The following is a 15,780-nucleotide window of genomic DNA, read 5'->3' as shown; positions in this document are numbered from 1 at the left end:
CCCACTCTCTTAAACTGACATGCAGATATATTTCATTTCAAGGTATTCTTCGATACCAAACTTAGAGCCTTCGCGACCTAATCCTGACGATTTAATGCCACCAAAAGGCGCCACTTCAGTCGAGATTAATCCAGTATTGACTCCGACCATGCCATACTCAAGCGCTTCAGCGACTTTGTAGACTAGCGAAATGTCGCGGCCGTAAAAATACGCCGCTAAACCAAATTCTGTGTCGTTGGCTTGTTTAATCACATCATCAACGGTATCGAATTTAAATAACGGGGCTAATGGGCCAAAAGTTTCCTCTTTGGCCACCAACATCGACTTATCGACATCACGTAAAATGGTGGGTTCAAAAAACAATCCACCTAGGCTATGAGCTTTACCACCCGCCACAACACTGGCGCCTTTGGTTACGGCATCCGCTAAATGGCTTTGCACTTTTGCCACAGCTGCTTGATTGATTAACGGGCCAATATTGACCCCATCATCTGCGCCGTTACCCACATTGAGATTAGCGACAGCAGCAGCAAATTTTTGGGTAAATTGCTCATACACGCCGGCTTGCACATAAATACGGTTAGCACACACACAGGTTTGGCCTGCGTTGCGATATTTTGCAATCATGGCGCCTTCGACTGCGGCGTCAATGTCGGCATCGTCAAACACGATAAACGGTGCATTGCCGCCAAGTTCAAGCGACAGTTTTTTAAGTGTCGGTGCGCATTGCTCCATTAACTTTATGCCAACGGCTGTTGAGCCAGTAAACGATAACTTACGCACAATTGGGCTTTCACATAAGGTGTTACCAATGGCAATGGCATCACCTGTGACCACACTAAATACCCCCGCAGGAATACCCGCGCGATGAGCCAGTTCAGCTAACGCTAATGCGGTAAAGGGCGTTTGCGGTGCAGGTTTAACCACCATAGTACAACCCGCAGCAAGCGCAGGCGCCGCTTTACGGGTAATCATTGCTGCAGGAAAGTTCCACGGTGTAATGGCCGCGGTAACGCCAACAGGTTGTTTAATTACTGTCAGCCTTTTATCTGTTTGATGCCCAGGAATAGTATCGCCATAGATGCGTTTGGCTTCTTCAGCAAACCATTCAATAAACGAAGCAGCATATGTCACCTCGCCTTTAGCTTCTGCTAGGGGCTTGCCTTGTTCTGTGGTCATCATCAGTGCAAGATCATCAGCATGTTGGTGCATTAACTCAAACCAACGGCGTAGCTTTTGACTACGCTCTTTAGCCGACAGCGCTCGCCAGGCTGGCAACGCCTTATTGGCTGCTACAATAGCCGCTTGAGTTTCAGCCACCCCCATCACTGGCACATGGCCAATTAACGCTTGGTTGGCAGGGTTGTGTATAGCAACGGTTTCACCGCTGTTAGCACTTACCCAAACACCATCGATATAACATTGCTCATGCAATAAGCTTGGATCATTTAAAATCACAACGCTCTCCTACTCAATTTGATAATCAACTTAATTCCCTGTAAATATGCTTAACTACGTTACTCGCTAAGACTAAATACCAAACTTGTCGCGCATGGTGTAATACCAGGCACCTAACGCACTAAATGGTACTCTCAGTGCATGTCCACCTGGGAATGGGTAATGCGGTAAGGCCGCAAACGCATCAAAGCGTGTCGCTTGATTATTTAGCATTTCAGCAATTAATTTGCCGGCTAAATGAGTATAGGTCACCCCATGACCGCTACAGCCTTGCGAGTAATAAATGTTATGTCCAATTCGGCCCACTTGTGGCAAGCGTGACAAGGTCATTAAAAAGTTACCGGTCCAGGCGTAATCCACTTTAACGCCTTTTAATTGTGGGAATGTTTTTAGCAGCTTAGGCATAATCAAGGCTTCAACGTTAGCCGGATCGCGAGCACCGTACACCACACCACCGCCAAAAATTAAGCGTTTATCGCCCGAGAGACGGTAGTAATCGAGCAAGTAGTTACAATCTTCTACGCAGTAATCTTGCGGTAATAAACTGGCTGCCATTTCATCAGACAGTGGTTCAGTAGTAATAACCTGAGTACCACACGGCATTGATTTAGCTTGTAACTCTGGTAATAATTTACCCAAATAAGCATTACCCGCAACGACCACAAACTTACATTTAACCTGCCCTTGTGCGGTGTGCACAATCGGCGACACACCGTCATCAACGTTGATCACTGCTGAGTCTTCAAAAATTTGTCCGCCTAAGGATTCAACTGCGCGGGCTTCGCCTAATGCTAAATTGAGCGGGTGGATATGGCCGCCGCTTTTATCAAGCAAACCACCCACATATAAATCGGTATTCACTACATTACGAATGCCATCGTGGTCTAGCATTTCTAAATGGTTGTGATGGCCATGGGATTCCCATAGCTTTTTTTGCGACTGTAAATGGCCCATTTGCTTGGCGTTCATTGCCGCAAATACTCCACCATCTTTTAGGTCACAATCGATATTGTATTTGGCAATACGCTCACGGATGATTTGGCCACCTTCAAACGCCATTTGGCCGAATAATTTGCCTTGTTCTTTGCCAACGACCTTTTCAATACTGTCGATGTCGCGGCTAAAAGAGTTGACGATTTGTCCGCCATTTCGACCCGATGCGCCCCAACCTATACGGGCCGCTTCAAGGATAACCACTTTCATGCCGCTTTCTAATAAATGCAGCGCCGAAGACAGCCCGGTATATCCCGCACCAATGATACAAACATCGGTTTCTATTGACGATTCTAAACGAGGGCGTTCGACTTTATCATTAGCCGACGCAGCATAATATGAGCTAGCGTGAGGTGTGGCGGACATAGCGCTTCCTTTATGGGTTCAAAACGAAATACAACTGGTTCATCGTACACTTAAGCCTATTTAAAAACTAGCATTTAAAACGTAATTTTTGACACTTTGTAGAATATATTTAACACCCTAACCAACACAGTGTTAAAAAAAAGCCACACTTAACAAGCGTGGCCTCTTTGCAATTAAATAACCAATGTTACTCCATGGCTTCTTTGGATTTTTTCTCAGCGCGTCGCGCCAGGTACCACGATAAGAACGCCACTAATGACACACTTAAAATGATAATGGTCGCCAGTGCGTTAATTTTAGGAGAAACCCCTAAACGCACCGATGAGAACACCACCATAGGCAAGGTTGTAGAGCCAGGGCCAGAGGCAAAGCTGGCGATCACTAAGTCATCTAACGACAAGCTAAACGACAAAAACCAACCGGCAATTAATGCTGGTGAAATCATTGGTACGGTAATTAAAAAGAAAGTTTTTAAGCGTGTTGCACCTAAATCCATTGCCGCTTCTTCAATCGAGAGATCTAACTCTCGCAACCTTGATGACACCACAACAGCCACGTAAGCCGCACAGAACGTTGAATGGGCTATCCATACGGTTAACATGCCCCGCTCTGCTGGCCAACCAAGTAAATCAGCCATTTCGACAAACAATAAAAGCAATGACAAACCGGTAATCACTTCTGGCATAACCAGTGGCGCCGTGATCATGTTAGACAAGGTCAACTTTGCCCACGAGCGACGAAAACGCGTCATGACAAATGCCGCCATAGTGCCGATAATCACCGCCATGGTCGCACTGTAAAAGGCAATACGTAAACTGGTCCACACGGCTTCAAGAATTTGCGTGTCTTTAAACAGCTCACCGTACCATTTTGGCGAAAAGCCACTCCACACCGTCACTAATTTTGATTCGTTAAACGAGTAGATAACCAAAATAAACATCGGTGCATATAAAAACAGTAAGCCAAACCACAGCATCACTTTAGAGAAACTTAGCTTCTTCATACATCGTTCTCCATATTACGTGACTGATAACGGTGGAATAAGGTTATTGGAATAATCAACAGCGCTAACATCACAATGGCAAGTGACGACGCTACTGGCCAGTCGCGGTTATTAAAGAACTCTTGCCACAAGACTTTACCAATCATCAGCGAATCTGGGCCGCCCAATAACTCAGGGATAACAAACTCACCTACCGCAGGAATAAACACCAACATTGAACCGGCAACTACGCCGCCCATTGACAATGGCAAAGTGATTTTCCAAAAGGTATTAATACTGCGAGAGCCAAGATCAGATGCGGCCTCAATTAAGCTTAAATCCAGTTTCACCAGGGTGGCATACAGGGGCAAAATCATAAACGGCAAGTAGGCGTAGATAATCCCGATATACACGGCAAAATTGGTATTTAACATTTGGATTGGTTCAGAAATAACCCCTAACCACATTAAGGCGTTATTGATTAAACCGTTGTTACTTAAAATCCCCATCCAGGCATAAATACGGATTAAAAATGAGGTCCACGACGGCAGCATCACTAACAACAGCAATACTGTTTGCAACCGAGCTGGTGCTCGAGCAATGGCATAAGCCATCGGAAAACCTAAAATCAAACAACCTAACGTGGCCACAAATGCCATTTTAAGCGAGGTGAGGTAGGCCATGTAATACATCGAATCTTGTAGTAACAGTAAATAGTTACCAAAATTCAGTGCAATATTAAGCATCTCATCAGCGTAACTGAATGTGGCTTCATATGGCGGAATGGCTATTGCCGCTGATGAAAAACTCAGCTTTAACACAATGGCAAATGGCAGCGCGAAGAACATCAATAACCATAGGTAGGGCACCCCCATGGTTAAATAACGACCTTTAATTATTTTCAGTGGATTCTTCATGAGTTTAATACAACCCCGCTGCTGTCTTCCCAACTGATGTACACCTCATCTTCCCACGTTGGGTGGTCAGCGCGGCGTTCGCGGTTAATCATTGAGCATTGTACAATTTGTTTATTTTTAAGCTTAATGTAGTACACAGACAATCCGCCAAGATAGGCAATATCGTGTACTACGCCATGTGCCCAGTTGTATTCACTTTCTGGTTTTTGGCGAGTAATAATGGTTTTTTCAGGACGCAGTGCTAAAAAGACATTTTTGTTTTCTAGGCTGGTCGAAATACCATGGCCGATATAAAACTCACGGTCGAGCGTGGTCGATTTAATGATGGCATGGTCGACTTCATCGGCAATAATCTCACCTTCAAACAGATTTACTGTGCCAATAAACTCTGCCACTAATCGGCTCGCTGGAGACTCGTATATATCCATTGGGCTGCCAGTTTGCGCAATCCAGCCTTCATGCATAATAGAGATACGCCCTGCCATAGTCATGGCCTCTTCCTGGTCGTGGGTCACCATGACGCAGGTTACGCCTACGGCTTCTAAAATATCAACCACTTCCAACTGCATTTGGGTACGCAATTTTTTATCTAATGCGCCCATTGGCTCATCGAGTAATAACAATTTAGGGCGTTTAGCAAGCGAACGAGCCAAGGCTACACGTTGGCGTTGACCACCCGATAACTGATGCGGTTTACGTTTACCGTATTTTTCCATGTGCACCAGTTTAAGCATTTCTTTTACACGAACTTCAATGTCCGCTTTTGGCATTTTGTCTTGCTTAAGACCAAAGGCAATATTTTGCTCTACCGTCATGTGCGGAAATAACGCATATGATTGAAACATCATATTAATAGGACGTTCGTACGGCGGCATGTCGGTAATGTCGACACCATCTAGAAAAATACGTCCTTCAGTTGGTCTTTCAAAGCCTGCTAACATACGTAGCAGTGTTGACTTACCCGAACCAGAGCCACCTAATAAGGCAAATATTTCGCCTTGATTAATGGTCAATGATACATCGTCAACTGCGCGCACATCATCAAACAGCTTGCTAACGCGCTCAATCTTGACCAGGACTTTTTCTTGCGTCTTTGTGGTTGGTTTATTGGTGACGCCCGAGGTGTTTCCCATAATACTGCTCCGCCTTTTGGAGTCTGTGTCCCATAACAATCTACGCTGTTATGCGCACACTTAACCCTTTCGTAAAGAGGCTAAATTAGCCATATAAAGTTTACAAATAACTGTAAAAAAGGAGGGCGAGTTACCTCGCCCTCGTGCTTTGGTTTATTGACCTGATTTCACTTTAGTCCACGCGCGAGTGACCACACGTTGAATTTTTAAAGGACGAACATCACCAATGTACAACTTATCAATTACCGACTGTGGTGGGTAAATGGCTGGGTCGTTGCGAATGGCTTCATCAACAAGTGCTTGCGCAGGTACGTTAGCGTTAGCATAAGCAACATAGTTACTGATTGGCGCAATAACATCTGGACGCATCAAGTAATTAATGAGCTTATGAGCGTTTTCCACGTTAGTGGCATCTTGTGGGATGGCTAACATGTCAAACCATAAGTTGGCACCTTCTTTAGGGATAGAGTAACCAATTTTGTTACCGTTACCGGCTTCATCAGCACGCGCAGCAGCCTGGAACACATCACCAGAGAAACCAAACGCGACACAAATGTCACCGTTGGCTAAATCAGAAATGTAGCGTGAAGAATGGAAGTAAGTCACATAAGGACGCACTTTGGCTAATACTTCCGCGGCTTTTTCATAATCAGCAGCATTTTTGCTGTTAGGGTCTAGACCTAAATAAATAAGCGCTTGTGGCAACATATCGTCAGCAGAATCAAGCATAGAGAAACCACATGAACCGATTTTTTCAGCGTATTTTGGATTAAAAATAAGCTCTAAAGAGTCAAATGGTGCATCTTCACCTAAAACGGCTTTAACTTTATCGATGTTGTAACCAATACCATTGGTACCCCATAAATAAGGCACTGCATGCTCATTGTTTGGATCGGCTTTTTGTAGCTGTTTCATTAAATCGGGCTTTAAGTTGGCATAATTAGTCAACTTAGTGCGATCAAGCTTTTGAAAAGCACCGGCAATCACTTGCTTAGCCAAAAAGTGGTTTGACGGCACAACAATATCGTAACCGCTGCGGCCAGATAACAATTTAGCTTCTAGAACTTCGTTGCTATCGAACACGTCATAAATCACTTTAATGCCAGTTTCTTTTTCGAAATTAGCTAATGTATCCTCGGCGATATAATCTGACCAATTATACATTTTGACCACTTCCTCGGCCTGAATAGCAGTGCTTGAAAACACACTTGCTGTAATGAGGGCCAATGTGGATAGTTTGTTTAGTAGCTTCATACTTTCTCCCTTTTGGATAATGGTCAGAATGATACTGACATTCGTTTTTTCGCTGCTATACCAGCGTGTAAAATCTTCTTTCTATTGAAAGAAATTATCCAATGCTACAACTTAACTATGCATCGGTATGATTACAGCAACGGCACGCGCTCCTATAATTTTGCGGATTTTATCAAAAACATATTCGATTACTAGACATTGAAATGCTTTTGGTTAAAAAATCACTATTTTACAATATTCATTCACCATAATTGGTGTTATTTGCCTTGAACAAACTGCTCGGTATCGTTCAATGCCTGTGTCGCCATGGCCACTAACGCATCAATTTCACTGTGGCTGATGGTTAATGGTGGTGAAATGATCATGGTGTCGCCAACAGAGCGCATCACCAGGCCATGCTTAATACACGCATCGCGGCAAAAGGTGCCCGCGCCTACGCTAGAATCAAATCGTTGATGAGTGGTCTTATTTTGCACCAACTCTATTGCGGCCACTAACCCAATGCCGCGCACTTCACCCACTAAAGGATGCTCGGCTAATTGTTGTAAAGCCGACTGCAAATAGGGTGAGGTATCTGTCGCGACACGCTCTACCAGTTGCTCTTGCTCAATAATACGAATGTTTTCCAGTGCCGCGGCAGCCGCAACAGGGTGACCTGAATAAGTAAAGCCGTGGGTAAATTCGCCACAATCTTGTTTAATCACATCTGCCACTCTGTCTGACACAATAACGCCGCCCATGGGCACATAACCAGAGGTCATCCCTTTGGCAATTGTGATTAAATCGGGCTGTAAATCAAAGTATTCAGCGGCAAACCATTTGCCGGTACGGCCAAAACCGCTAATCACTTCGTCAAGAATGAATAAAATATCGTATTTAGCCAAAATACGTTTAATTTCTGGCCAATAGGTAGATGGCGGAATAATCACGCCACCGGCACCTTGAAAAGGTTCGGCAATAAAAGCCGCGACATTGTCTTCGCCTAGTTCAAGAATTTTTGCTTCAAGTGCTTGCGCAGTTTGTAAGCCAAAAGCTTCTGGGGTTAATCCCTTACCTTCGCCATACCAATACGGCTGAGCAATATGCACGACACCAGGAATAGGTAAATCACCTTGCTCATGCATGCCCGACATGCCACCTAAACTGGCACCGGCAACGGTAGAGCCGTGATAAGCATTCACGCGGCTGATAATGGTTTTCTTGCTAGGTTTACCTTTAAGATCCCAGTAACGCCTTACCATACGTAAGTTGGTGTCGTTAGACTCAGAGCCAGACCCAGTAAAAAACACATTGTTCATGTGGGCAGGTGCTAATGAAGCAATTTTTTGCGCTAACTCAATCGCCGGAGGGTGTGAACATTGAAAAAAGCTGTTGTAAAATGGCAGCTGCTGCATTTGCTTAGCAACAGCATCAACAATAGATTGGCGACCATAGCCCACATTCACACACCATAAACCTGCCATTGCATCGAGTAATTTATGGCCCATGATGTCCCATAAATAAACGCCTTCAGCACGCTCAATAATACGGGTACCCTTTTCTGCTAAGCCTTTTGAATCGGTAAACGGGTGGATAAAATGTTGTTTATCTGCCGCTTGTAAATTATCGAGCTTTTGCTGCTGGCTGACTAATGGGGTCGACATACTTGTATCCTTTCAAGCAGCTAGCAAACACAAAGCGTTTGCTAGCTGTTTATTCACCATCAAGAACACACCGTTATCAATGTTGCTCTTTAACGTTTAATCGTGCGAATAACTCATTTATGCAAACGGTTATTATACCGTCAACAATAAGAACTCACGTTCCCACGAGCTCACAACACGACGGAAGTTTTCTAGCTCAGCCTGTTTTACAGCGACAAACGCTGTAGTAAAGGGCTGACCTAGATATTCAATACACGCTTCACTTTCTTGCATCGCCATTAGCGCTTCTTCTAATGTCACAGGCAAATAGTTTTCATTGTTAGTACGGCTTTCATTCGCACGGCCTGTCACTGGCGTCGACGGACGTAAGTTTTTATCCATACCAATGAAACCACATAATAAGCTGGCAGCTATGGCTAAATAACAGTTAGCATCGGCACCCGGAATACGGTTTTCGATACGACGGTTTTGCGGCGATGACTCAGGAATACGTAGACCACAAGTGCGGTTTTCAACGCCCCACTCTAAATTGACTGGCGCAGATGTACCCGGTAAAAAACGACGGAACGAGTTAGCATTTGGCGCCATAAGCGGTAACAACTCAGGAATATACGTCTGTAGACCTGCTATGTAATTTAAAAATAACTGGCTTTGCGTGCCGTCTTCTTTAGTGAAGATATTTTTTCCGGTTTTTGTGTCAATCACACTCTGGTGAATGTGCATCGCACTGCCTGGCTCGTCGGTGACAGGTTTAGCCATAAAAGTGGCACAAACATCATGCTTTAAAGCGGCTTCTCGTAAGGTGCGTTTAAACACAAAAACTTGGTCGGCTAACGCCAGTGGATTACCATGACTGAAGTTGATTTCCATTTGTGCAGGACCATCTTCATGGATCAAGGTATCAATATCTAACCCCTGAGCTTCACACCAATCGTACATGTCTTCAAATAATGGGTCATACTCATTTGCCGCATCAATAGAGAATGATTGACGTCCAGCCTCAGGACGGCCAGAGCGGCCAATAGGTGGCTTTAATGGTAAATCGTGGTCATCAGAGCGTTTTGTTAAGTAAAACTCCATTTCTGGGGCAATAACCGGTTCCCAACCTTTATCTTCATAAAGTTTAAGTACCTTTTTTAATACGTTACGAGCTGACAACTCAATTGGGTTACCCATACGGTCGTAACAGTCATGAATAACTTGCGCAGTTGCTTCTACAGTCCAGGGCAACATAAACACTGCGTTTTCGTCTGGCACGCATACAAAATCGATATCGGCATCATCAAGTAATGAATAGAAAGTTTCATCATTGATGTAGTCACCGGTAACCGTTTGCAACAATACACTTTCAGGCAAACGCATGCCTTTTTCGTCGATAAACTTATCAACTGGCGCAATTTTTCCGCGCGCAATCCCTGTTAGATCACTAATAACACATTCTACTTCGGTAATTTTCTTTTCTTTCAAAAAAGCGATTAACTTATCCATTTTTATCTCACTTGTGTTGCCGCATGTTGTCTACAGGCTTGTCCGAATGACTCGAAAATTGCAGTGTAGAATGCATTTTCGGTTACTTTCCATTCAGGATGCCACTGGACACCTAATGCAAAATTTTTCGCATTTTTCACTGAAAATGCTTCGATTAATCCGTCTGGAGCAAATGCTTCTGGCTGTAACCCATCACCTAGGCGCTCCACGCCTTGAGTATGAACAGAGTTTACCTCTGCAGTGTCACAGCCCCATGCATCGTGAAGGAGTCCGCCGGTAACCAAATTAACCTGATGTGATAAACCATATTGCACATCAAGCGGTGCATGCTTATCTTCTCTGTGTTCAATAAATGTGCCAACTTCATGCAATTTTTGATGCAGGCTGCCACCATACACAACGTTCATCTCTTGAAAGCCGCGACAAATACCCAATACAGGAATACCCGCTTCAATAGCTGCTTTAATTAACGGTAATGTGGTTGCATCACGCTTGGCATCATGGTGTGTACCAGCCTCACTAGGTTTGCCCTGATAATGATGAGGTTCAACGTTAGACGGGGAGCCCGTAAACAAAATGCCATCGAGGCGAGAAAGCAAATCTTTTGTTGGTAAATCAATACCTAAAGACGGGATAACCAAAGGGAAACCTTTGGCACCATTGACCACACTGAGTAAGTACTTTTCACCCACGATATTAAACGGATGTAAGCCGATTTGTTGATTACATGCTACTACCCCGATGAGGGGAAGACTTGATTGAGACATATCTCACCTTTGGCAAAGAAGAGTGATGAACTTATTGTTTTACGTGTTCATTTTTTCACACACTACACGGATTTATTTACCTAGGCAAGAGGATAACTGATGATAAAAATAACTTTTTACTCATGCAGAATAAAACACAACTAAAACAAGCTGATAACTTTAAATTAACTCACATATTGAAAAAGAATCATGAGATACAAAATACGCTAACAGTATGGGGCAATGCCCTAAAATGGGGAGCAAAATGCACAATAAAAGGGCTTTTATTGCTTTATATTATTTACACGAGTGCTTCACAACATAACTAAAGTTTGCTAGATAGACATTTAATATGACAGATAAATGCTTCATCATAAGAAGGTGAAAAAGAGGGTAAACACGAGACGCATTCTGCTAAACCAAGCAATGCACCCCGTTGTTATCAATTAAAAATCGGCAGGTGTCGTAGCGCTCACTAAACGACAAGGTTCATCAAAAGGATTACGAAAACGATGTGGTTGCTGGCTGTTAAAGTAGTAACTGTCGCCTTTTTCTAAAATAAACACTTCACCACCAACGGTCACTTCTAATTTACCTTCAACAATCACCCCTCCCTCTTCACCCTGATGTTGCAGCATTTCCGCTCCAGTATCAGAGTTTACCGGATAAGTCTCACTCATTAACGACATGGCACGATTAGGGTAATCACGGCCAATTAACTTATAGACTAACTCACCGGTACCAATGTCGAGCAGTTCATTCGCCCGATAAACCACTTTTTGATCGCCAATGGAACCATCATCAATTGAGAAAAAATCAACCAATGACATTGGGATCCCGGCCAATACTTTTTTTAATGAACTGACAGAAGGGCTCACACTGTTTTTTTCAATCATTGAAATAGTGCTGTTGGTCACCCCTGCGCGCTTGGCTAACTCACGTTGAGAGAGACCTTTCAACTTGCGAACCGCTTTTAGGCTTGCACCAATGTCCAAATTCATTCTCCTACTGTTGTAGTAATCAATAACAAAAAATAGTGTTGTAGATTATTAACACATTTACAACAACAAATATTAATTATTCGCAATAACACGCATAAATCAAAGGAATTGTATTTTACCTCAAATGAGTGTTAAATAAAATGCACACTCAGCGCATGCTCATGCCAATCATTATTTGTTTAATTGTTATTGATACGATTACAGTCAATAACATGGAGTCATTATGTCAGTAAAATCCCCTATTCATAGCCAAGATTATCCAGACTCCTTTTATGTTGCCACAGCAAAAGAATTATTCGACTACCCAATATTAACCGAAAATATCGAGGTTGATGTGTGTATTGTCGGCGGTGGATTTAGCGGAATTAATACTGCCATTGAGCTTAGACAACGCGGCTACAGCGTGGCATTGCTTGAAGCTAAACGCATTGGTTGGGGCGCATCGGGTCGAAATGGCGGCGAGCTTATCCGCGGCATAGGTCATGATGCAACCCAATTTAAAAATGAAATTGGTGAGCAAGGGGTTAAGTCTATTCAGCAAATGGGCTTTGAGGCTGTTGATATTGTGATTGAGCGTATTAGCGAACATAACATTGAATGCGACCTGCAAATGGGCTATTGCGATCTCGCGGTAAAACCAAGACACATGGATGACTTAGCGGCAGAATATCAGGATCTTAAATCTCAAGGTTATCAAAAACCGATCACACTGCTTGATCGTAGCCAAATTGGCGAAGTCATTGGCTCAGACTTTTATCAAGGTGCACTTGTTGATATGGGCAGCGGTCATCTACACCCACTTAATTTAGCTTTAGGTGAAGCCCGAGTCGCACGAGAGCTAGGCGCTCAATTATTTGAATACAGCGCTGCAGAAAAGATAATCAAAGGTGATAAACCCAAAGTGCTCACCGCACAAGGTCAAGTGACTTGCGATTATTTAGTCATGGCTGGCAACGGCTACATTGGCAATAAACTTAGCCCCTTTTTAGGCGGGAAAGTTTTACCTACAGGCACTTATTTACTCGCAACAGAGCCATTAACCGAACAACAATGTGCCACTATCATCCCGCAAAATATGGCTTTTGCCGACATGCGCGTGGCATTAGATTATTTTCATTTATCTGCCGATCGTCGTTTATTATTCGGTGGTTTATGTACCTATTCTGGTAAAGATCCTAAAGACATTGAAGCCGCATTAAGGCCTAATTTAGAAAAGGTGTTCCCGCAACTTAAAGGGATTAAAATTGATTATGAATGGGGCGGCATGATGGGCATCGGCGCTAACCGTATGCCACAAATTGGTCGATTACCCGATGCAGCCAATATCTATTTTGCCCAGGCATATGCTGGCCACGGGGTTAACGCCACTCACATGGCCGCAAGGTTAATTGCCGAAGCGATTAGCCAGCAGTCACAACGAATAGATGTGTTTAATGACATTAAGCACATGACCTTCCCCGGCGGTCCCGTGTTTAGATCGCCTATGTTAGCGGCAGGGATGCTGTACCACAGAATGAAAGATTTGCTATAGGTTGCGGGATTTGCTGTGGGTTGGCAAAGGGGTCAAACTTTGTTTTTTTATGGCCTGCGGCCAAGCTAGAATTTTCAAACTTCGTTTGAAGTAAGATCGCAAGGTTCCACCCTGCACTGGCCAAATACTGCGTCCGGCAATGCTTTTGAGCCGGAATCCAGGTGTTTGTTTTGCTTTGTACTTTTCTACTTTATGGCCTGCGGCCACTAACGTCGTGGCGCTTCGCCCACACCAGACCAAGAGGAAACCAACGGCTGTTCCCTCTTGGAACTCCCAGCCGCCACATCAAAATCATCTGAGAAGCGATAATTTCGCGACGTGGTTGAATCCAGCTTTTGACTTCGTTTGTAGTCCGCTTCGGCCTTGTTCGAAAATGCTAACGCTTCAGATGGGGCGTCCCTTCCCCTCTAAAGCTAGCCAGACATCCATGTCTGGGCTCACGTCATTTTCTTCAACGGCCTCAAGTTCAGAGTTGAATTTGGACATTTAACAATCTTCTCGTCGTCCCGGCAGTGCTTTTAAGCCGGGATCCAGGTGTTTATACTTATGGCCTGCGGCCACGAACGCTTAAGATCGCAAGGTTCCACCCTGCACTGGCCAAAAGGGGATCAACAGCAATCCCCTCTTGGATCACCCCTGCCGTTCCGGCAATATTTTCGCTTATTCACCAAACAACTGCAGCGAAAAAATTGCGACGGAAATCTATCCAGCTTTTAACTCTATTTGGAATCGGCCTCGGCCTTATTCGAAAATGCTAACGCTTCAGATGGGGCGTCCCTTCCCCTCCAAAGCTAGTACGCCATCCATGGCTAGCTCACGTCATTTTCTTCAACGGCCTCAAGTTCAGAGTTGAATTAGGGCGTTGAAAAGCTAAGACCAACTCACTTTTGGACAGAAACGATTTAGATTCTAAGCTCTAATTAGTGAGTTTCGGATTAAAATTTCTATGGTTTAACGTTACGAGCATGCGATCGAACTTTTGAACGTCGCGGGGGACAGTAGGCCCCGAATGACAAATATTGTTATGTGTGAATTTGAAATAGAAGCTCCCCGCCAGATATTTTTATATTGCCAAAATTACCGGTAAGCTCAAATCCACTATCGACTACCTGCAATGTATCAATGTTGCCATAATCAATTGAACCGTCTGGATCAATTGATGGTATTACAACTGATTTGGGCTTTAAACCAGATACGGAAACTGCATTAGTGAATTGAAGTATTGCTTTTCGGTAGCACGTATATTCATTTAACTTTGGCTCGGCATAATATCTGGACTCAGGCCAGATGCTGGCCTCAAGCTCAAAGCAAAGACAGTTATTCTCATAACTCCAATCTAAAACGAAAGAGTCAGTGAGATTGATACCTTTTAATACTTCCATTTGACTCCAACCCATAGTCATTCACATATAACGCCCCGCTATTAAGTGAACTGTAAATTTAGGTACAAGGCAACTGATAATCGAGATGACTAACCATACAAGGTGAAATGTTGTTATTTCAAAGCCTCTCTCGAACGAAAACGATTCGGATATAACTAATGCTATTCCCATATAACCACCAAATGTAAATGTATAAACACTCGGTAATATCAGCGAATAAGATAACTTTTTTTGAACGATTAACGATATCGCATACGAAACAATAAAGCATATTGTAAATGGGAGCAGTCCAATAAAAACGCTATTCCTTATAATAATAAAGGTTGGCGATAACGCTAAAAAAGCGCCTGCTAACACAGCAAAAAATATGGTGACTATATTTAATGTTTTAAGTATACGACTATCCATATGGTTCATTTAACGTTTAGTATTTAGGCGTTGCGTATTTATCTCGTTAGACCAGTGAAAACACGCACAGTTAACTATCTGTATGCAAATAACTTATCAGTTTTCAATTAAATACACCATACTGAAAAACGCGTATGTGAATTGACTTAAAAACCCTCAAAACTAATTAAGTTTGAATATGACGCTATACCCATCCAGTTTCGCTCACTCATGATGAACTCTATATGGATTGGATAAACTGGGTCAACTAAGGATTAGGAAAGCGAGATAACTATCCATTCCAAAAACGTATTGGGGCAACAATTTGCCAGTAATAAACCCGTTTCCTTTAGATGATAAAGTAGCCCTAGGTTCAGGGCGGGATTAAGCTTTGTTAAATCTTTTAACCAAAGAAAATCTCGCTCCTAAAATCACCATTCCATGCTGCCTTTCTTATTTTGGTTGGTTTACTGGCTTTTAGCGGATGCTGCTCTAAAAG

The 15,780-nt window shown here is 43.4% G+C and carries 12 protein-coding genes; 1 reads left to right on the top strand and 11 read right to left on the bottom strand.

Features of this window, described 5'->3' with window-relative positions; all coding sequences use genetic code 11:
• Positions 1-9 precede the first annotated feature (9 nt).
• From gabD to GQA99_RS05910, 10 genes are all read right to left on the bottom strand, one after another.
• Positions 10-1,458, bottom strand: a complete 1,449-nt coding sequence (gene gabD / locus GQA99_RS05955) for an NADP-dependent succinate-semialdehyde dehydrogenase (RefSeq protein ID WP_160052986.1) — start codon at positions 1,456-1,458, stop codon at positions 10-12.
• Positions 1,459-1,530: 72 nt separating this feature from the next.
• Complete coding sequence (locus tag GQA99_RS05950; RefSeq protein WP_160052985.1) at positions 1,531-2,817, bottom strand: NAD(P)/FAD-dependent oxidoreductase; 1,287 nt, start codon at positions 2,815-2,817, stop codon at positions 1,531-1,533.
• 187 nt (positions 2,818-3,004) lie between these two features.
• Positions 3,005-3,820 (bottom strand): ABC transporter permease subunit, encoded by an 816-nt coding sequence (locus GQA99_RS05945; protein ID WP_160052984.1) that lies wholly within the window; start codon positions 3,818-3,820, stop codon positions 3,005-3,007.
• Positions 3,817-4,716, bottom strand: coding sequence for an ABC transporter permease subunit (locus tag GQA99_RS05940; protein WP_160052983.1), 900 nt, complete (start codon positions 4,714-4,716; stop codon positions 3,817-3,819). The genes GQA99_RS05945 and GQA99_RS05940 overlap by 4 nt, the downstream gene beginning before the upstream one ends.
• A complete protein-coding gene (gene potA / locus GQA99_RS05935; RefSeq protein ID WP_160052982.1) occupies positions 4,713-5,849 on the bottom strand; it encodes a polyamine ABC transporter ATP-binding protein in 1,137 nt (378 codons plus the stop codon). The genes GQA99_RS05940 and potA overlap by 4 nt, the downstream gene beginning before the upstream one ends.
• Positions 5,850-6,002: 153 nt before the next feature.
• On the bottom strand, positions 6,003-7,103 hold the full coding sequence (locus GQA99_RS05930; protein WP_160052981.1) for a polyamine ABC transporter substrate-binding protein: 1,101 nt from the start codon (positions 7,101-7,103) through the stop codon (positions 6,003-6,005).
• A 257-nt stretch (positions 7,104-7,360) separates the two neighbouring features.
• A complete protein-coding gene (locus tag GQA99_RS05925; RefSeq protein ID WP_160052980.1) occupies positions 7,361-8,746 on the bottom strand; it encodes an aspartate aminotransferase family protein in 1,386 nt (461 codons plus the stop codon).
• A gap of 132 nt (positions 8,747-8,878) precedes the next feature.
• Entirely contained in the window at positions 8,879-10,234 is a 1,356-nt protein-coding gene (locus tag GQA99_RS05920) for a glutamine synthetase family protein (RefSeq protein ID WP_160052979.1), read from the bottom strand.
• A gap of 2 nt (positions 10,235-10,236) precedes the next feature.
• Positions 10,237-11,001, bottom strand: coding sequence for a gamma-glutamyl-gamma-aminobutyrate hydrolase family protein (locus GQA99_RS05915; RefSeq protein WP_160052978.1), 765 nt, complete (start codon positions 10,999-11,001; stop codon positions 10,237-10,239).
• 425 nt (positions 11,002-11,426) lie between these two features.
• Positions 11,427-11,975: a cupin domain-containing protein gene (locus GQA99_RS05910; RefSeq protein ID WP_160053129.1), complete on the bottom strand. Its 549-nt coding sequence runs from the start codon at positions 11,973-11,975 to the stop codon at positions 11,427-11,429.
• 229 nt (positions 11,976-12,204) lie between these two features.
• Here GQA99_RS05910 and GQA99_RS05905 point away from each other — a divergent pair, with 229 nt between their 5' ends.
• Positions 12,205-13,512, top strand: a complete 1,308-nt coding sequence (locus tag GQA99_RS05905) for an NAD(P)/FAD-dependent oxidoreductase (RefSeq protein WP_160052977.1) — start codon at positions 12,205-12,207, stop codon at positions 13,510-13,512.
• 1,022 nt (positions 13,513-14,534) lie between these two features.
• On the opposite strand, the gene GQA99_RS05900 is transcribed toward GQA99_RS05905, so the two are convergent.
• A complete protein-coding gene (locus GQA99_RS05900) occupies positions 14,535-14,894 on the bottom strand; it encodes a hypothetical protein (protein WP_160052976.1) in 360 nt (119 codons plus the stop codon).
• Positions 14,895-15,780 lie beyond the last annotated feature (886 nt).

Origin of the sequence: Shewanella litoralis, from assembly GCF_009828585.1 — a bacterium.
Taxonomy (GTDB): domain Bacteria; phylum Pseudomonadota; class Gammaproteobacteria; order Enterobacterales; family Shewanellaceae; genus Shewanella; species Shewanella litoralis.
This window is presented reverse-complemented; position numbering and strand designations above follow the sequence as displayed.